Source organism: Streptococcus mitis (genome assembly GCF_002096735.1).
In the GTDB taxonomy this organism is placed as follows: domain Bacteria; phylum Bacillota; class Bacilli; order Lactobacillales; family Streptococcaceae; genus Streptococcus; species Streptococcus mitis_CZ.
Window position 1 is genome coordinate 1 of sequence record NZ_NCVC01000013.1, and the last position, 18,486, is coordinate 18,486.

14 protein-coding genes are annotated in these 18,486 nt (G+C 39.8%); 11 read left to right on the forward strand and 3 right to left on the reverse strand.

Annotation, left to right across the window (positions count from 1 at the left end):
• The first annotated feature begins 165 nt into the window (after positions 1-165).
• The 3 genes from B7703_RS02710 (at position 166) to B7703_RS10015 (ending at position 5,594) form a co-directional block, all read left to right on the forward strand.
• On the forward strand, positions 166-1,491 hold the full coding sequence (locus B7703_RS02710; protein WP_084923517.1) for an N-acetylmuramoyl-L-alanine amidase family protein: 1,326 nt from the start codon (positions 166-168) through the stop codon (positions 1,489-1,491).
• Positions 1,492-1,632: 141 nt separating this feature from the next.
• A complete protein-coding gene (locus B7703_RS02715; RefSeq protein WP_084923519.1) occupies positions 1,633-3,264 on the forward strand; it encodes an N-acetylmuramoyl-L-alanine amidase family protein in 1,632 nt (543 codons plus the stop codon).
• Between the two features lie 209 nt (positions 3,265-3,473).
• Positions 3,474-5,594 (forward strand): LPXTG cell wall anchor domain-containing protein, encoded by a 2,121-nt coding sequence (locus B7703_RS10015; protein ID WP_239822243.1) that lies wholly within the window; start codon positions 3,474-3,476, stop codon positions 5,592-5,594.
• A 140-nt stretch (positions 5,595-5,734) separates the two neighbouring features.
• Here B7703_RS10015 and B7703_RS02730 read toward each other — a convergent pair whose 3' ends face one another.
• Positions 5,735-6,622: an Rpn family recombination-promoting nuclease/putative transposase gene (locus B7703_RS02730; protein WP_084923520.1), complete on the reverse strand. Its 888-nt coding sequence runs from the start codon at positions 6,620-6,622 to the stop codon at positions 5,735-5,737.
• 147 nt (positions 6,623-6,769) lie between these two features.
• Here B7703_RS02730 and polA point away from each other — a divergent pair, with 147 nt between their 5' ends.
• Entirely contained in the window at positions 6,770-9,403 is a 2,634-nt protein-coding gene (polA, locus tag B7703_RS02735) for a DNA polymerase I (protein WP_084923640.1), read from the forward strand.
• Positions 9,404-9,486: 83 nt separating this feature from the next.
• Entirely contained in the window at positions 9,487-9,924 is a 438-nt protein-coding gene (locus B7703_RS02740) for a CoA-binding protein (protein WP_060627304.1), read from the forward strand.
• Between the two features lie 228 nt (positions 9,925-10,152).
• Here B7703_RS02740 and B7703_RS02750 read toward each other — a convergent pair whose 3' ends face one another.
• Entirely contained in the window at positions 10,153-11,163 is a 1,011-nt protein-coding gene (locus B7703_RS02750) for a YeiH family protein (RefSeq protein WP_084923522.1), read from the reverse strand.
• 148 nt (positions 11,164-11,311) lie between these two features.
• Here B7703_RS02750 and B7703_RS02755 point away from each other — a divergent pair, with 148 nt between their 5' ends.
• From B7703_RS02755 to B7703_RS02775, 5 genes are all read left to right on the forward strand, one after another.
• Entirely contained in the window at positions 11,312-12,481 is a 1,170-nt protein-coding gene (locus B7703_RS02755; protein ID WP_084923523.1) for a pyridoxal phosphate-dependent aminotransferase, read from the forward strand.
• A complete protein-coding gene (recO, locus tag B7703_RS02760) occupies positions 12,478-13,248 on the forward strand; it encodes a DNA repair protein RecO (RefSeq protein WP_033686080.1) in 771 nt (256 codons plus the stop codon). The genes B7703_RS02755 and recO overlap by 4 nt, the downstream gene beginning before the upstream one ends.
• Positions 13,245-14,237 carry a phosphate acyltransferase PlsX gene (gene plsX / locus B7703_RS02765; RefSeq protein ID WP_084923525.1) on the forward strand — a complete coding sequence of 331 codons (993 nt, stop codon included), beginning with the start codon at positions 13,245-13,247 and terminating at the stop codon, positions 14,235-14,237. Before recO ends, plsX begins: the two co-directional genes overlap by 4 nt.
• A 5-nt stretch (positions 14,238-14,242) precedes the next feature.
• Positions 14,243-14,476, forward strand: a complete 234-nt coding sequence (locus tag B7703_RS02770) for an acyl carrier protein (protein ID WP_000136445.1) — start codon at positions 14,243-14,245, stop codon at positions 14,474-14,476.
• Between the two features lie 452 nt (positions 14,477-14,928).
• The gene (locus tag B7703_RS02775; protein WP_084923526.1) at positions 14,929-16,122 is read left to right on the forward strand and encodes an N-acetylmuramoyl-L-alanine amidase family protein; all 1,194 of its coding nucleotides are present in this window, start codon (positions 14,929-14,931) and stop codon (positions 16,120-16,122) included.
• Between the two features lie 82 nt (positions 16,123-16,204).
• On the opposite strand, the gene B7703_RS02780 is transcribed toward B7703_RS02775, so the two are convergent.
• Complete coding sequence (locus tag B7703_RS02780) at positions 16,205-17,080, reverse strand: helix-turn-helix domain-containing protein (protein WP_084923528.1); 876 nt, start codon at positions 17,078-17,080, stop codon at positions 16,205-16,207.
• 197 nt (positions 17,081-17,277) lie between these two features.
• Between B7703_RS02780 and B7703_RS02785 the strand changes: the two genes are divergently transcribed.
• Entirely contained in the window at positions 17,278-18,459 is a 1,182-nt protein-coding gene (locus B7703_RS02785) for an N-acetylmuramoyl-L-alanine amidase family protein (RefSeq protein ID WP_084923530.1), read from the forward strand.
• Positions 18,460-18,486: the final 27 nt, after the last annotated feature.

Sequence of the window (18,486 nt, forward strand, 5' to 3'; positions counted from 1 at the left end):
TTTTCATTATAGATCTTATGGGACTTTTTTTCTACAATAAAAACGGCTCCATAATATCTATAGGGGATTTACCCACTACAAATATTATAGAGCCATTTTTTTAAAAAATAAGATACAATAAAGCTAGGCTTATCACCTAAATTTTAAAAAATGGAGAATATTCAAATGAAGAATAAAAAAGCTTTAGCTCTAGCATTAGCCAGTCTTACAATGGCAAGTGCAGCAGTTTTGACAAGTTATTCTGCTACTACTGCTAGTCCAGTAAGTGCGGAAGAAGTTGTTTATAGAACTGAGTGGATCACAGAGATTAATGGTCGTTCACAAGAACGTAAGACAGTATTTTATGCAGATGGTAATCAACCTATTTCAAAACATCCATCAATTGATGGTTTTGAATACCAACGTACTTTTGTTGAAGGTGGGAGAAAATATTACCTATTTGTTGAAAAAGGAACAAAGATTGAAGATCATGCAAATGATCCAGATGCTCCAGTTAGTGAATTAAATACTCAGGGTTATAAGACGTCTGACAAGGATGTAAAATGGCGTGAGTCAGCTGGGAATCGTTATCTTTACTATAAAGGAAACCCTGTAAAAGGTTGGGCAAATGTTGATGGTAAAACTTACTATTTTGATAGTGAAGGTGTTATGGCTCACGGAGTACTTGAAAACACATCTGAACGTTACTATCTAGATGGACAAGGTGTTAAGAAAACTGGTTTCATTAAAGTAGGAGAAAAAACCTATTATTTTGTGTCAGATGGAGCTCGTAAGACAGAGATTATCTCTGAAAATGGAAAAACTTATTTTGTCAAAGATGGTGTTGTGACAACTGGAGCTCATAAGGTAGGTGCTAAATGGTATTTCTTTGCTGAAGATGGTACAACCAAGTCAGGTATTGTAAAAGACAGTGCTGGTAAATGGTATTATATCACAGCAGAAGGTGAACGTAAGACTGGTCTTATCAAGGATGCTGGAGATAAGTATTACTATGTTACTGAAGAAGGTGAGCGTAAGTTCGGTGAAATCACTGTTGATGGTAAAACGTACTTCTTGACAGATGATTCTGATACTAAAGCTGGCTGGAACAAAGTTGATAATCATTGGATTTATGTAAATAAAGAAGGTAAACGTCAAGTTGGTTGGCTTAAAGATGGTGGTAAATGGTACTATTTTAACGCTGAAGGCATCATGCAAAAATGGTGGGTTAAAGATGGCAACACTTGGTACTATCTAAATGGTTCAGGTGAGATGCAAACTGGCTGGTTGCAAGATGGTGGCACTTGGTACTACCTAAATAGTTCAGGTGCTATGCAAACAGGTTGGGCTAAAGTAGGTGATTCATGGTACTACCTCAAAGGCTCAGGTGCTATGGTAACTGGTTGGTTCCAAGTTGGTGGCAAATGGTACTATGCTTATAGTTCAGGTGCCCTTGCAGTAAGTACTACAGTCGATGGCTACTATGTAAATGCCAACGGTGAATGGGTATAAAAAGACTAAGAGAGTAGTTTTAGACTGCTCTCTTTTTTACATTTAAATATTTCTACACTTTTTATGTTTTTTATTGCATTTATTATAGGAAAAGGATATAATCTAGATAAATTTAACCATTTAATAAAGGAGGGTTTTCCCATGAGAAAAACAGTAACAGGTATCTTGCTAGCGACTTCTGTGCTAGCTATGGCGACAGTTCAACAAGTACAGGCAACTGATACAGGGGCAACGAGTGCTTCGGCAACTTCTACGGTTAAAGAAGTCCACTATGCAACATTTAAAAATGGTGGACCTGTAGATATCAAAACTGCACTAACAGGATCTGCTGTGACAGCTGCATCTATTGAGAATCACCCTGAAATTGCAAATTATATCTATACTTCTAGTAGAGAAGAGAATGGTATTATGTATCATATGTATGCGCCAACTGCTACAACAGGTACTACGAATTCTGGTACTCAGACCAATCCATACCATAGAGATAACAACCAAAACAATGGTAGCACTAGTAATACTAATGGGAACAATAACCAAAATGGTACTGGTACAAACAATAATAGTGGCTCAACAACTTCTAACTCTTCTGTCAAAGCAGTTCGTTTTGTAGAATATAAACCTGGTAGTGATGTTCCAGTTGATATTAAAGATCCACGTACAGGATCTGCAGCTTCTGATACCAGTCGTCTGGATATTGCCAACTATACTTATGTTAATGGTGAATTAAAAGGTGATACACTTTACCATATTTATCGCTCAAATTCAACGACTAATACTAACCAAAATAATAGTAATAATCAAAACCAGTCTACTTCTGCAGGTCAATTCAAAACGGAGAACGGGAAGGTCTACTATATTAAGGACGGCAAAAAGGTTACCGGCTGGCAAAAAATTGATGGTAAGACTTACTACTTTGAAGCTGATGGAGCTATGAAAAAAGGTCTATTGACTGCAGGTGATAAGCAATACTACCTAGATGAAAAAGATGGTTTCAAACAGTTAGGATTTGTAAAAGTTGCTGATAAGGTTTACTATTTTGTTGAAAATGGTGATAAGAAAACTGGCTTTATCAAAATTGATGATAAAACTTACTATCTAAAAGAAGGTGTTCGTCTAACAGGGGATATTACAGTAGACGGGAAACATTATTTCTTAGATGAGGAAGGTGTCCTTAAACCAGGTATTGTTTTAATTGATGGTAAAAAATTCTTCATCGATGATGAGGGAAATCGTCATGTTGGATGGAAGAAAATTGGACTGGATTGGTATTATTTCTCTAAAGAAGATGGAATGAAGACAGGTTGGGTCAAAGATGGGTCATGGTATTACTTGGATGAAACTGGTGTGATGAAAACTGGCTGGAAACAAGTTGATGGTAATTGGTACTATCTTAACGGCTCAGGTGCTATGGAAACTGGCTGGAAATTTATAAATGGCAGCTGGTATCATTTTGATAGTTTAGGTAAAATGGGTACTAGATGGATAAAAGACAATGGTACATGGTATTATCTTGACGGTTCAGGTGCTATGCAGACAGGCTGGAAATTTGTAGATGGCAATTGGTATTACCTCAATGCTTCAGGTGCTATGCAGACAGGTTGGTTGAACCAAGGTGGAACATGGTATTATCTTGCTAGTTCAGGCGCTATGAAGACAGGTTGGTTCCAAGTAGCTGGTAAATGGTATTATTCATATTCTTCAGGAGCTTTGGCAGTTAATACTACAATTAATGGGTATACTGTGAATGCTAATGGTGAATGGGTTTTATTTTAAGTAATTAAATCAAAGCAGGGGAGAAATCTCCTGCTTTTTAGCTTTTTTGGCTCTTTGTCAACTGTAGTGGATTGAAGAAAAGATAAGATTTAGAAAGGATAAATTTTTCCAGTTTAAATGAATTAAAAGGGTTTATTTATATTGCTTGCTTATGACATTAAGAAACGTTATAATGGAAAGGAATATATTATAAAAAAGAGGTTTTTAAAATGGATAAAAAGAAAATAATTTTAACTAGCTTGGCTAGTGTTGCTATGTTGGGATCCGCATTTATTGCTTCTCAACCGTCAGTTGTAAAAGCTGCAGAAGAAACTACAGCTCAAAATGAAATTTTAGCTAATTTTGATCAAGCTTTAGAAGAAACTATTAAAGAATTAGAAGAAGAAGCAAAAAATGATCCAGGATCAGCTGAAAGTATTAAAGAGACAATTGCAAAATTAAAAGCAGAAGCAGCTAAAGAGAGAGCTAAAATCGAGGATGGGTTCAAGACAGGGAAAACCGCAGAAGCTACTGAAAATGAAATAGAAGAAATTGCTAAAAAAGAGGAAGCAGAAGAGGAAGAAGCAGCTAAAGCAGAGGAAGCAGCTCAAAAAGAATTTTTAGCGAATTTTGATAAAGCGTTAGAAGACGCAATTGCAGAATTAAAAAAAGCGGATACTCAAAATAATCCTGAATTAGCAAAACAAGTTGCAGAGGCCATTACAAAATTAAAAGCAGAAGCAGCTAAACAGAAAAAAGAAATCGAGGATGGTTTCAAAAATGGTTTAACTGTAGAAGAAGCTGAAAAAGCAATTGATGATGCAAATAAAAAAGCTGCGGAAGAAGCAAAAGCAGAAGCAGAAGCAAAAGCAAAACAAGACGAGTTCTTAGCAAATTATGATAAAGCATTAGAAGAGGCTGTCAAAGAATTAGAAAAAGCTGAAACGAATAGTCCAGAAGAGGCAAAAGCAAAAGCTGACACAATTGCAGCATTAAAAGCAGCATCAGACGCAACAAGAAAACAAATCGTAGAAGGCTTCGAAAAAGGATTAACTGTAGAAGAAGCAGAGAAATTAATCGATAAAGCAAATGAGAAAGCTGCAGAAGAAGATAAAGAAGCGGCAGCAAAAGAAAAAGCAGCACAAGACGAGTTCTTAGCAAATTATGATAAAGCATTAGAAGAGGCTGTCAAAGAATTAGAAAAAGCTGAAACGAATAGTCCAGAAGAAGCAAAAGCAAAAGCTGACACAATTGCAGCGTTAAAAGCAGCATCAGACGCAACAAGAAAACAAATCGTAGAAGGCTTCGAAAAAGGATTAACTGTAGAAGAAGCAGAGAAATTAATCGATAAAGCGAATGAGAAGGCTGCAGAAGAAGATAAAGAAGCGGCAGCTAAAGAAGAAGCAGCGCAAAAAGAATTCTTAGCTAATTATGATGCAGCATTAAAAGCAGCAATTGCAGAGTTAGAAAAAGCTGAAACGAATAGTCCAGAAGAAGCAAAAGCAAAAGCTGATACAATTGCAGCATTAAAAGCAGCATCAGACGCAACAAGAAAACAAATCGTAGAAGGCTTCAAAAAAGGCTTAACTGCAAAACAAGCCGAAGAATTAATCGATAAAGCGAATGAGAAGGCTGCAGAAGAAGATAAAGAAGCGGCAGCTAAAGAAGAAGCAGCGCAAAAAGAATTCTTAGCTAATTATGATGCGGCATTAAAAGCAGCAATTGCAGAATTAGAAAAAGCTGATACGAAGAATGATCCTGAATTAGAAAAACAAAAACAGGAAGTAATTGAAAAATTAAAGGAAGAAGCAGCTAAAAAGAGATCTGACTTTGTGAAACGATTCAAAGAAGGCTTAACTGCAAAAGAAGCAGAAAAAGAATTAGATGAGGCAAATAAAAAAGCTGAAGAAACTACAAATCCCGCTCCTGCTGAGGAAAATAAACCAGCTGAACAACCTAAATCAGAAAAAGGTGAAGCTTTAGTTCAAGAAGAACTTCCAGAGTATCCTGAAATTAAAAAAGTAGGTGATAGTACTGGTAGCCCAACTAAAGAAGAAGGTAGACAAAGTGATAACACAGCTGTAAATGAACCTGCACTTGTATCAAAAACACCATCAGCTTCTGGAACAGATGCTCCAGCAGCAACACCAGCAGATGCTCCAGCAACTCCTGCGGTTGCACCAACTGTAGCAGGAACTAGCCAAGACAATACTTATCAAGCCCCAGCTGCAAAAGCAGATGATAAGAAAGAACTTCCAAATACTGGTGGAAAAGATAATGTTGCAATTGCATCATTAGGATTCCTTGGATTGCTCCTTGGTGCCCTTCCATTTGTGAAACGCAAAAACTAATTAGTTGAAGATATAAAAGAGAAGGATTTATGCCCTTCTCTTTTTGTGATATGGACTATAGTGAGAGTTCTGTTGAAAAGAAGAAAAAAGTGAACAAAACGATGTTTCAGCTTTGTTCACTTTTATGTTATTCTATAAACTTACAATAGTGCCTCAAATTCAGCGACAGTCATACCCAATTGCTGACTGGCAACCTCGGAAGTCAGAAGACCTTGGCGAACTATATCTAAGAAAGCAAAGACTCTTCCTTCAACTTTCCCACGTTCAAGTCCCTCGGCTCTAGCAGTTTCCAAAGCATAGTCCTGTGCTAACAAAGCTTGTTCTTCGCGTCTGCGTTGTTCACTAAACATCTTCCTGTCCTCCTCGGACCAGCTCTTGTAGTCCAGCAGTTGGTCTGCTTGGCTGATAGCTCGCTCAGGTTGTTGGGTAAAGGGCTTATTCCCGAAAAACTCCAACCACGGCTTGCGAACCTTGTCTTTGCTGGTTTCTCTGTATTTTTTTAGTTCCAAGAATGCTATCTTGACTAGATAGTTTTCTTGTCCATTGTTTGTAATTGTTAAAGCCTCACCTGTCGTGTCCTCGCGCATACTAAAGCTATGGAAAGCCAAGTCATCTTGGAAATAATTGCTATCCACGATTGCGATAGCGTATACTGGTGCGATGTGTTTGTAACTTTGATGAGTATTGCCTTCTTGCTGACGAATTTTTTCAAGGTTTTGATTGACCTGACTGCACAGGTAAGCCCATAAACGATTAATGAAAAAATTCTGATGATGAACTTGGATTTCAATGATTACTTGAGTGCCATTGTCCAACTCCGCCAAAACATCTATACTGGTATAGAAATCCTGCGCTGAGTAGGGCAGGGAAGGCAAGACGTGAATGTTACTTCCCTCCAAAATAGTCACATTTTTTGCTGGTAAATCTAGCATATCGCGGATAAATTGACAAGTGATTTCTGGATTATTAAAGATTTTCTTAGCAACCAAATCATTGGTTGGGCTGATGCCCGGATGTCTTAGAATCATCCTTTTCTTCCTTTTATTATACTACAGTTTTAAATCTAGGTTTCCTAGATTCTCTGGCTCTATCTATTTATTCGGAAAAAGGATGAAAAATATTGGGTATGGCTCTTCCCAATGGTATTTTTTGGTGCTTTCCTTTATAATGGGTGTATGGATAAGAAAAAATTATTATTGATTGATGGGTCTTCTGTTGCTTTTCGGGCGTTTTTTGCGCTCTATCAGCAGTTGGACCGTTTTAAGAATGCGGCTGGCTTGCATACCAATGCGATTTATGGCTTTCAGTTGATGTTGAGCCATTTGTTGGAGCGGGTTGAGCCGAGTCATATTTTGGTGGCTTTTGATGCGGGAAAGACGACCTTCCGTACAGAGATGTATGCGGACTATAAGGGTGGTCGAGCTAAGACTCCTGATGAGTTTCGTGAGCAATTTCCCTTCATTCGTGAGTTGTTGGATCATATGGGGATTCGTCACTATGAGTTGGCTCAGTATGAGGCGGATGATATTATTGGGACACTGGATAAACTAGCAGAGCAGGATGGTTTTGATATTACCATTGTCAGTGGGGATAAGGACTTGATTCAGCTGACGGATGAGCATACGGTGGTTGAGATTTCCAAGAAAGGTGTGGCTGAGTTTGAGGCCTTTACGCCGGAATATCTTATGGAAAAAATGGGGCTCACACCGACTCAGTTTATCGATCTCAAGGCGCTCATGGGTGATAAGTCGGATAATATCCCTGGGGTGACCAAAATCGGTGAAAAGACGGGTATCAAGCTCTTGCTGGAGCATGGTTCGCTTGAGGGAATTTATGAGAATATCGATGGGATGAAGGCTTCTAAGATGAAGGAAAATCTCATCAATGATAAGGAACAGGCCTTTTTGTCAAAAACACTGGCGACCATTGATACCAAGGCACCGATTGAGATTGGTTTGAAGGATTTGGTCTATAGCGGTCCAGATGTGGAAAATCTTGGAAAATTCTACGATGAGATGGGCTTCAAACAGCTCAAACAGGCTTTAAATGTGTCGTCAGCTGATGTGGCTGAGAGTTTGGACTTTACTATTGTTGACCAAATCAGTCAAAATATGCTGAGTGAAGAGTCTATCTTCCATTTTGAGCTTTTTGGTGAGAATTACCATACGGATGATTTGGTTGGATTTGCCTGGTCTTGTAGAGATAAGCTCTATGCCACAGACAAGCTTGAGCTTTTGCAAGAGCCGATTTTCAAGGACTTCTTAGAAAAAACACCTCTGAGAGTTTATGACTTTAAGAAGGCTAAAGTTCTCTTGAATCGTTTTGGTGTGAATTTGCAGGCGCCTGCTTTTGATAGCCGTTTGGCTAAATACCTCCTTTCGACTGTGGAGGACAATGAAATTGCGACTATTGCTAGTCTTTATGGTCAGACTTACTTGGTTGATGATGAGACTTTCTATGGTAAGGGTGTCAAGAAGACCATTCCTGAACGTGAGAAATTCTTGGAGCATTTAGCTCGTAAGCTTGCTGTTTTGGTCGAAACAGAACCTGTTTTACTTGAAAAACTCAGCGAAAATGGGCAATTAGAGCTTCTTTATGATATGGAGCAACCTCTGGCTTTTGTTCTTGCCAAGATGGAAATTGCTGGGATTACGGTCAAGAAAGAGACCTTGCTTGAGATGCAGGCTGAAAATGAGCTTGTCATTGAAAAACTGACTCAGGAGATTTATGAACTGGCTGGTGAGGAGTTTAATATCAACTCGCCTAAGCAGTTGGGCGTGCTTCTCTTTGAAAAATTGGGGCTACCTCTAGAATACACTAAGAAAACCAAGACAGGTTATTCTACAGCCGTGGATGTCTTGGAGCGACTGGCTCCTATTGCTCCAATTGTTAAGAAAATCCTGGATTACCGTCAGATTGCCAAGATTCAGTCTACTTATGTGATTGGCTTGCAGGACTGGATTTTGGCTGATGGCAAGATTCATACTCGCTATGTGCAGGATTTGACCCAGACTGGGCGTTTGTCTAGTGTGGATCCAAACTTGCAAAATATTCCTGTACGATTGGAACAAGGGCGCTTGATTCGGAAGGCTTTTGTGCCAGAGTGGGAGGATAGTGTCCTTCTCAGCTCGGACTATTCACAGATTGAATTGCGTGTTTTGGCACATATCTCTAAAGACGAGCACTTGATTAAGGCCTTCCAAGAGGGAGCAGATATCCATACTTCAACAGCCATGCGGGTCTTTGGCATTGAACGTCCTGAGGATGTGACTGCAAATGATCGTCGCAATGCTAAGGCGGTTAACTTTGGAGTGGTTTACGGGATTTCAGACTTTGGTTTGTCTAATAATTTGGGCATTAGCCGTAAGGAAGCCAAAGCCTATATTGATACCTACTTTGAACGCTTCCCAGGTATTAAAAACTACATGGATGAAGTAGTGCGTGAGGCGCGTGATAAGGGCTATGTAGAGACACTTTTCAAGCGTCGTCGTGAGTTGCCAGATATCAATTCGCGCAACTTCAATATTCGTGGTTTTGCAGAGCGGACAGCTATCAACTCTCCTATCCAGGGGTCGGCGGCAGATATTCTCAAGATTGCTATGATTCAGCTGGATAAAGCCTTGGTTGCAGGTGGTTATCAGACTAAGATGCTGTTACAAGTGCACGATGAAATCGTCCTTGAAGTTCCTAAATCGGAGCTGGCAGATATGAAAAAATTGGTCAAACAAACCATGGAAGAAGCCATTCAACTCAGTGTTCCCCTTATCGCAGATGAAAATGAAGGGGCAACCTGGTACGAGGCTAAATAAAAAGGGGGCTAGTCCTCCTTTTTGTAGTAGAATTATGCAAGCCTTTTCAAATTGTGCTATACTGATGAAAAAGGAGGATTTCTATGAGTCAAGAATTTATTAATCCAAGTGATGGCGTGATTCGTCAGTATCTCGCAACGAGTAAAACCCTTGCTGTGGTGGGCTTGTCTGACCGTGAGGAAACAACTAGCAATCGAGTGACCAAGGAAATGCAGGCTCGGGGTTATAAAATCATCCCAGTCAATCCCAAGGCGGCGGGTGGCGAAATCTTGGGTGAAAAGGCTTATGCTAGCCTAGCGGAGATTCCTTTTCCTGTAGATATTGTCAATGTTTACCGTCGCAGCGAGTTTTTGCCTGATGTGGCGCGTGATTTTCTCAAAGCTGATGCTAATATTTTTTGGGCACAGCTGGGACTTGAAAGTCTAGAGGCGGAAGAAATCTTGCGTGCTGGTGGATGCGATGATATTGTGATGAATCGTTGCATCAAGAGAGAACATACACGCTTGATTGAGGAAGCATAAGAAAAAGGTAGCTGGTGGGCTACCTTTTGTGTTATACTCAATGAAAATCAAAGAGCAAACTAGGAAACTAGCCGCAGGTTGCTCAAAAGACTGTTTTTGAGGTTGCAGATAGAACTGACGAAGTCAGCTCAAAACACTGTTTTGAGGTTGTGGATAGAACTGACGAAGTCAGTAACCATACCTATGGCAAGGCGACGTTGACGTGGTTTGAAGAGATTTTCGAAGAGTTTAGAAAATGCCGATAAGGGTCTGCATACCAAGACTAGTGAGGATGATGGCAATCCAGCAGATGGCTCCGAGGATAATAGATTTTCCGCTGGATTTGACCATAGCTACCAGATTGGTTTTGAGACCGATAGCACTCATGGCCATGATAATGAGGAATTTGGAGAGTTGTTTGAGTGGGGTAAAGAAACTACTGGACACACCGAGAGAGGTTAGGATGGTAGTTAGGAGAGATGCAAGGATAAAGTAAAGGATAAACAGCGGGAAGACTTTTTTCAGTTGCAAACCTTGCTTATTTTTTTGCTCGCGACTTTGCCAGTAGGAGAGAAAGAGAGTGATGGGGATAATAGCCAGAGTACGTGTGAGTTTGACAATGGTTGCGGATTCGAGGGTATTGGTCTGGTAGAGACTGTCCCAAGCGCTAGCTGTAGCTGTTACAGAGGAAGTGTCATTGACCGCAGTTCCTGCAAAGAGGGCGAAGCCTTCATTAGATAGATGAAGCCAGGTACCTAGCGTTGGAAATATGAGCGCAGCCAAGACATTGAAGAAAAAGATAACGGAGATGGCTTGGGCTACTTCCTTTTCCTTGGCATGGATAACGGGCGCTGTCGCTGCAATGGCAGAGCCCCCACAGATAGAAGAACCCACTCCAATCAAGGTAGCCAGTTTTGTGTCCAGTGCAAAGAAACGCTGGAAGAGGTAGGCAACAATCAAGGCTATTGAGATGGTGGACAGGATGACAGGGAGTGAAGATTGCCCAACTGCGAAGACTTGCGAGATATTGAGACCAAAACCAAGCAAGATAACGGCATACTGGAGCAATTTCTTGGAACTAAAGGTCAATCCAGCATCCAGTTGTTTATAAGACGAGAGAAAGGGATGGAGAAGCATGCCTATGAAAATTGCAAAGACAGGCGCGCCAATAACAGGGAAGAATCCTCCTAAGTACCAAGATACGATTGAAATCAGAAGGCAGGCCAATATACCTGCTCCATTTTTTGATAGAAATGACATAAAAACCTCCAAATAGAATCTGTTACCATTATAGACCTGTAAACAGGAAAAGTAAAATAGAAAGTGGAAAGTTATTCTATCATGTATTTTTGCGGTCGGGGGGCTTTTATAGTATAATAGAGATACGTTTTGAAAGTAGGAGGTATCTATGGACTTAACTAAGCGCTTTAATAAACAGTTAGATAAGATTCAAGTTTCGTTGATTCGTCAGTTTGACCAGGCTATTTCTGAGATTCCTGGGGTTTTGCGTTTGACCTTGGGGGAGCCTGATTTTACAACGCCAGATCATGTCAAGGAGGCGGCCAAGCGAGCGATTGACCAGAACCAATCCTACTATACAGGGATGAGTGGTCTGTTGACTTTACGTCAGGCGGCCAGTGACTTTGTTAAGGAAAAGTACCAACTGGACTATGCTCCTGAAAATGAAATCTTGGTTACAATTGGTGCGACAGAGGCTTTATCTGCTACTTTGACAGCTATTTTGGAAGAGGGAGACAAGGTGCTCTTGCCAGCTCCTGCTTATCCGGGTTATGAACCAATTGTCAATCTAGTTGGGGCAGAGATTGTCGAGATTGACACAACTGAAAATGGTTTTGTCTTGACTCCTGAGATGTTGGAGAAGGCCATTTTGGAGCAGGGTGACAAGCTCAAGGCGGTTATTCTCAACTATCCAGCAAATCCGACAGGAATTACCTACAGTCGGGAGCAGTTGGAAGCTTTGGCAGCTGTTTTACGCAAGTACGAAATTTTCGTTGTCTGTGATGAGGTTTACTCAGAATTGACCTACACAGGCGAAACCCATGTATCTCTGGGAACTATGTTGAGAGACCAGGCTATTATTATCAATGGTTTGTCTAAATCGCATGCCATGACAGGTTGGCGTTTGGGGCTGATTTTCGCTCCTGTGGCCTTCACAGCCCAGTTAATCAAGAGTCACCAGTACTTGGTTACTGCTGCAAATACCATGGCTCAACATGCTGCGGTGGAAGCCTTGACGGCTGGTAAAAACGATGCGGAGCCTATGAAGAAGGAATACATCCAGCGTCGAGATTATATTATCGAGAAAATGACTGCTCTTGGTTTTGAGATTATCAAACCAGACGGTGCCTTCTATATCTTTGCTAAGATTCCAGCGGGCTACAATCAAGACTCCTTTGCCTTTCTCAAGGATTTTGCTCAGAAGAAGGCCGTTGCCTTTATCCCTGGTGCCGCCTTTGGGCGTTATGGAGAAGGTTATGTTCGCCTGTCTTATGCAGCCAGTATGGAGACTATCAAAGAAGCCATGAAACGACTTGAGGAGTACATGAGAGAAGCATGATTCAGTCTATCACGAGTCAAGGCTTGGTGCTCTACAATCGCAATTTTCGGGAGGATGACAAGCTCGTCAAGATTTTTACAGAGCAGGCTGGCAAACGCATGTTTTTCGTTAAACATGCTGGCCAGTCTAAGCTGGCACCGGTTATTCAGCCCTTGGTGCTGGCACGATTTCTCTTACGAATCAATGATGATGGGCTCAGTTACATTGAGGACTATCATGAGGTGATGACCTTTCCCAAGATTAATAGTGACCTCTTTGTCATGGCCTATGCGACCTATGTAGCGGCTCTTGCAGATGCTAGTTTGCAGGACAATCAGCAAGATGCCCCCTTGTTTGCTTTTTTACAAAAGACCTTGGAGTTGATGGAAGAGGGTTTGGATTATCAAGTTTTGACCAATATTTTTGAAATTCAAATCTTGACTCGATTTGGGATCAGCCTCAATTTTAATGAGTGTGTCTTTTGTCATCGGGTTGGTCAGGCTTTTGACTTTTCTTTCAAATATGGCGCCTGCCTCTGTCCAGAGCATTATCATGAAGATGAGAGACGTTGCCATCTCAATCCCAATATCCCTTATCTGCTCAATCAATTTCAAGCCATTGATTTTGAGACCTTGGAGACCATTTCGCTCAAGCCTGAAATCAAGCAAGAGCTACGCCAATTTATGGATCAACTCTACGAAGAGTACGTTGGGATTCACCTAAAATCAAAGAAATTTATTGATTCCCTAGCAGACTGGGGACAATTACTAAAAGAGGAAAAGAAATGAAAAAAATCGCAGTAGATGCCATGGGGGGCGATTACGCACCTCAGGCCATCGTTGAGGGTGTCAATCAAGCCCTAGCTGACTTTTTAGATATCGAGGTTCAACTCTACGGAGATGAAGCTAAAATCAAGCAATATCTGACAGCGACAGAGCGCGTCAGCATTATCCATACGGATGAGAAGATTGATTCAGACGATGAACCTACGAGAGCTATTCGGAAGAAGAAAAATGCCAGTATGGTCTTGGCGGCCAAGGCTGTCAAAGATGGAGAGGCAGATGCTGTACTCTCGGCTGGGAATACAGGTGCTTTGTTGGCTGCAGGATTCTTCATCGTGGGTCGTATCAAGAATATCGACCGTCCTGGGCTTATGTCAACCTTGCCGACTATTGATGGGAAAGGTTTTGATATGCTTGACCTCGGTGCTAATGCAGAAAATACAGCCCAGCACCTCCATCAATATGCTGTTCTAGGTTCCTTCTATGCTAAAAATGTCCGTGGAATTGCGCAACCACGCGTTGGCTTGCTCAACAACGGAACAGAGAGTAGTAAGGGCGACCCGCTTCGTAAGGAAACCTATGAATTGCTGGCGGCTGATGAAAGTTTAAACTTTATCGGAAACGTGGAAGCGCGTGATTTGATGAATGGCGTTGCGGATGTTGTCGTTGCAGATGGTTTCACGGGAAACGCTGTGCTCAAATCCATTGAAGGGACAGCCATGGGAATCATGAGCTTGCTCAAGACCGCTATTACAGGTGGAGGTCTGCGAGCGAAACTAGGTGCCCTCCTTCTCAAGGATAGCCTCAGAGGTTTGAAAAAACAGCTCAACTACTCAGATGTTGGTGGAGCGGTCTTGTTTGGTGTTAAGGCACCGGTTGTCAAGACTCATGGCTCAAGCGATGCCAAGGCTGTCTATAGTACGATTCGCCAGATTCGTACCATGCTAGAAACAGACGTAGTTGCCCAGACTGCGCGTGAATTTTCAGGAGAATAAAAGAGATGACAGAAAAAGAAATTTTTGACCGTATTGTGACCATTATCCAAGAGCGACAGGGAGAGGACTTTGTCGTGACAGAATCCTTGAGTCTGAAAGACGATTTGGATGCTGACTCCGTTGACTTGATGGAGTTTATCTTGACACTGGAGGATGAATTTAATATCGAAATTAGCGATGAGGAAATTGATCAACTACAAAGTGTAGGAGATGTGGTTAAAATCATTCAAGCAAAATAAAGATAAGAAGTTCCAAGGCATTTGCTTTGGAATTTTTCTTTAGTTCAAGTGACCGTTTAGGAACAGATTTAGTCTTTCTAGGGACAGGAGAGATATGAAAACAAATAAAGGATATAATGTAGTCAGAAAAATCAATCTCCAAAAAGGAGATAAGAAATGAAGATCAAATGAAAATATCAATTGATTTCTGTTAGAACAAAAAATGTTAATATAATCACAATTTTAATTGACTTTCTTTTTTTACAGGACTATAATGTAGATATAAAAAAGGATTTATTTTATAGTTGTGGGAAGGTGATGGCTATGTACTTTTTATAAACTAGTCTCTATCTTTTGTTCTTGGAAATTTTAGGAGTTCTTGTGGTTCAGGTTCATGAACCTGACATCTATTTTGACTTCGTTTCTATTTGATTTTCTTACTTTGGATTTATCTATTTTAGGAGGAAATGGCTATGAAAAAATCTAAACTACTTACACTTGGGTTGCTTGCAGGTGCTGGTCTACTATTGTCTATCAATCAAGCACATGCTGCGGATACTTGGGTTAAAAATGGCGCTGACTGGAATCTTTCTCAAGATGGCAGTCTCGCTAAAAATAAATGGGTACAAAATGCTGGCTCTTGGTACTATTTTGACGGTTCTGGTAAAATGCAGACAGGCTGGCTCAAAGATGGTAACACCTGGTATTCACTAGCAGATAGTGGTGCTATGCGCACAGGCTGGTACAAGGAAGGTAACACCTGGTATTCACTAGCAGATAGTGGTGCTATGCGCACAGGTTGGTACAAAGAAGGGTCTACATGGTATTACCTCAAAGACAGTGGCGCTATGGCAACAGGATGGGCGACTGCAAATGGTCAATGGTCTTACTTTGAAAAATCAGGTGCTATGGTAGCAGATAGAGCTGTTCCAGCAAGCGATGGGGAAAGTTATGTCATTGGTAAGGATGGTTATATGTTAACCAGACTTCCAAGTGAAGTTGAACAAGATCCTTTTGATGATACAGTTATTACAGATATCGTTACTTTGTCTGATGGTTATGACTATCACCTTGTTCATCATAAGAAAGATGGAGTTGTTATCGAAAAGAATGCCTGGTATATCAAACCTATTGTTGAACGTTTTTCTTATCAAAAGATTGGCGATATAAAACGAAATACTTTAGATGCAATTACTGATAATAAAAAACCAGGGGAAGAAATTGATCCTAAAGCTGTCATAAAGAATTTCCAAAACTTACCAAATAAGTATTACTTTGGAGCAGATGGACGTAAGGTTGCGAATCTACCAGAATTCACTACTCACTTCCCTATTCAAAAAGTTGGATCTGAACTTTATCTTAGAAATTCAAGTCCAGTTATTAGTCTAGAATCATCTGGATTTACAATTAATGACAATAAACTTTATCTAAGAGATGTCAATGATCATAATGGTAAACTTGTAACTGGATATTTCACAATGTTTATGGACGGATTATCATATAAAGATCACCATATTTTAGGCTATGCAGATGAATCTGGTGAAATCGTGAAGATGAAAGTTTTGCCTAATGATTTCCGTGGTCATATTGAAAAAGGATTTTCCGGTTTTTATGGAGAAACTGTTAGATACGACGGTTCAACAGGCAATGTTTATGTTGTGAAATAAACTATCTGACAGAGTAAAACGAAAAAAGCGAACAGCTTTGTATACTAGGAAGTCATGTTCGCTTTTATTCATAATGTAATAGTTACTGTTTGGTCTCTGTTTCAAAAAAATCTACTTGATAATAATCACGAACTTCTCTTTTCATTTCTTCTAGTAATCGACTTTCATCTGTTGATTCGAGTAAGGATAATCCTTTATTAATCATAGTATGATCTTCATTAACAATTCCCAGACGTACTTGAGCTACACCTAATAAATCGTATCGTTTCAATATTTTTGCTAAATCAAGACATTCTTGAATTAAGCATAGACAGTCATCTTTCTTCCCTGCTTCAAGGTACATTCGTGTCATATTGGCTAGAATGGAGTAATGAATACTTTGAATTGGACGATAATCTGTGTATTTATTTAGAGATTTTACAAGCCTTTGACGTAGCATTTCTAGTGAATCAATAGGGAAATGAAAGATGATAATCACTAATAATCGCAAATCTGAAAGAAACCACTGATCTCTTTTTTCCAATTCTTTCCATAACTCTTCAGCTAAGGCTTCGGCTTTTTCGGAAAACTGATTTTCAATTACTTCTATAAAAATGGTTAGTTCTTTCACAGCATGTTCTATTGGGATATCATTTTGCACTTCATCTAGATAAATTTGACATTTTGATAGCAGTGTCTTCATTTCTTCTAGATTAGGTGAAGAAATGACTTGATAATATTCTGAAAATAATTTCTTACGAGAATCCATTTGGTAATGTTGACAAATATAATGAAATTCATCGAAACTCATATCAATTTGCCTCAAAAGCAACTCCATAGTATCATACCTAGGAGTAGAATGATTATTTTCAAACTTAGATAAGTTAGAATGAGTAATGTAGTCACCACAGACCTCATTTTGTGTAATCCCTTTTGACTTACGAATGTATTTATAAACTGAACCAATATCCCACCGCATATTTTTGCCTCCAAAAATGTTCCAAAAGTAGAAGTTTTAGGAAAATATTTATATTTAGTATATCATAAAGGTGTGGGGTGGGCAATGATGATAGAAAGAAGGTGTTGGTTGACTCTTAAGGATTATTAGGAGTTATGTAGAATGTTTATGATGGAAAAATATCTTTTTATAACTATTCAATAAAGGAGGAAATGGCTATGAAAAAATCTAAACTACTCACACTTGGTTTGCTTGTAGGTGCTGGTCTGCTTTTGTCTATCAACCAAGCACAGGCTGCAGATACTTGGGTTAAAAATGGTGCTGACTGGAATCTTTCACAAGATGGCAGTCTCGCTAAAAACAAATGGGTGCAAAATGCTGGCTCTTGGTATCACTTTGACGGTTCTGGTAAAATGCAGACAGGCTGGCTCAAAGACGGCAATACATGGTACTCCCTAGCAGATAGTGGCGCTATGCGTACTGGCTGGTACAAGGACGGCAATACATGGTACTCCCTAGCAGATGGTGGCGCCATGCGTACAGGTTGGTACAAAGAAGGGTCTACTTGGTACTACCTCAAAGACAGTGGCGCTATGGCAACAGGATGGGCGACTGTAAATGGTCAATGGTCTTACTTTGAAAACTCAGGAGCTATGGCCGCAGATAGAGCTATTCCAGCCAGCGATGGAGAAAGTTATGTCATTGGTAAGGATGGTTATATGTTGACCAAACTCCCTAGTCAGGTTGAACAATCCCAAGCGGATGATACAATTATCACAAATATTGTTACTTTGTCTGACGGGTATGATTATCATCTTATTTATAGAAAAGATGGAGTCGTTGTTGAAAAAAATGCTTGGTACATCAAGCCAGAGTTTAAAAAGTTTTCTAATAAATATGGGGATCACGTTTCTAATACGACGTTGGCTTTAATAGATAATAAAGATCAAGGACAGGAAATTGATCCTAAAGCCGTTATAAAGAATTTCCAAAACTTACCAAACAGGTATTACTTTGGGGCAGATGGTCGTCGCGTAACAAATTTACCAGAAATGACCACCTATTCAGAGATTAAAAAAGTTGGAAATGATGTCTATCTAGAAAATCCGGGTGCACGACTTTTTCTTGGAGCTACCAGCTTCACAATCAATAATAATAAACTATACCATTTAGATGGTGCTAATGGCAAACTCAAAACAGGTTATTTTGCATTGATTGATGATAGACCAAGTTCTCATCACTATCATATTCTTGTTTATGCAGATCAATCTGGTGAAATTCTTAAAATGAAACGATTGCCAACAGGAATTTCAGATTATCTTAATAAAGAAATTGACGGTTTCTACGGTCAAACTGTTAAAATCGATAGTAAGACAGGAAATGTTTCTGTTGTTAAATAAACTATCTGACAGAGTAAAACGAAAAAG

What these genes read in the sequence shown, in the direction of transcription:
- B7703_RS02755 (WP_084923523.1), top strand. Translation starts at nt 11,312, where the DNA reads ATGGACTTAACTAAGCGCTTTAATAAACAGTTAGATAAGATTCAAGTT.
- B7703_RS02750 (WP_084923522.1), bottom strand. Translation starts at nt 11,163, where the DNA reads ATGTCATTTCTATCAAAAAATGGAGCAGGTATATTGGCCTGCCTTCTG.
- B7703_RS02740 (WP_060627304.1), top strand. Translation starts at nt 9,487, where the DNA reads ATGAGTCAAGAATTTATTAATCCAAGTGATGGCGTGATTCGTCAGTAT.
- polA (WP_084923640.1), top strand. Translation starts at nt 6,770, where the DNA reads ATGGATAAGAAAAAATTATTATTGATTGATGGGTCTTCTGTTGCTTTT.
- B7703_RS02730 (WP_084923520.1), bottom strand. Translation starts at nt 6,622, where the DNA reads ATGATTCTAAGACATCCGGGCATCAGCCCAACCAATGATTTGGTTGCT.
- B7703_RS02710 (WP_084923517.1), top strand. Translation starts at nt 166, where the DNA reads ATGAAGAATAAAAAAGCTTTAGCTCTAGCATTAGCCAGTCTTACAATG.
- B7703_RS02785 (WP_084923530.1), top strand. Translation starts at nt 17,278, where the DNA reads ATGAAAAAATCTAAACTACTCACACTTGGTTTGCTTGTAGGTGCTGGT.
- B7703_RS10015 (WP_239822243.1), top strand. Translation starts at nt 3,474, where the DNA reads ATGGATAAAAAGAAAATAATTTTAACTAGCTTGGCTAGTGTTGCTATG.
- B7703_RS02780 (WP_084923528.1), bottom strand. Translation starts at nt 17,080, where the DNA reads ATGCGGTGGGATATTGGTTCAGTTTATAAATACATTCGTAAGTCAAAA.
- B7703_RS02775 (WP_084923526.1), top strand. Translation starts at nt 14,929, where the DNA reads ATGAAAAAATCTAAACTACTTACACTTGGGTTGCTTGCAGGTGCTGGT.
- B7703_RS02770 (WP_000136445.1), top strand. Translation starts at nt 14,243, where the DNA reads ATGACAGAAAAAGAAATTTTTGACCGTATTGTGACCATTATCCAAGAG.
- plsX (WP_084923525.1), top strand. Translation starts at nt 13,245, where the DNA reads ATGAAAAAAATCGCAGTAGATGCCATGGGGGGCGATTACGCACCTCAG.
- B7703_RS02715 (WP_084923519.1), top strand. Translation starts at nt 1,633, where the DNA reads ATGAGAAAAACAGTAACAGGTATCTTGCTAGCGACTTCTGTGCTAGCT.
- recO (WP_033686080.1), top strand. Translation starts at nt 12,478, where the DNA reads ATGATTCAGTCTATCACGAGTCAAGGCTTGGTGCTCTACAATCGCAAT.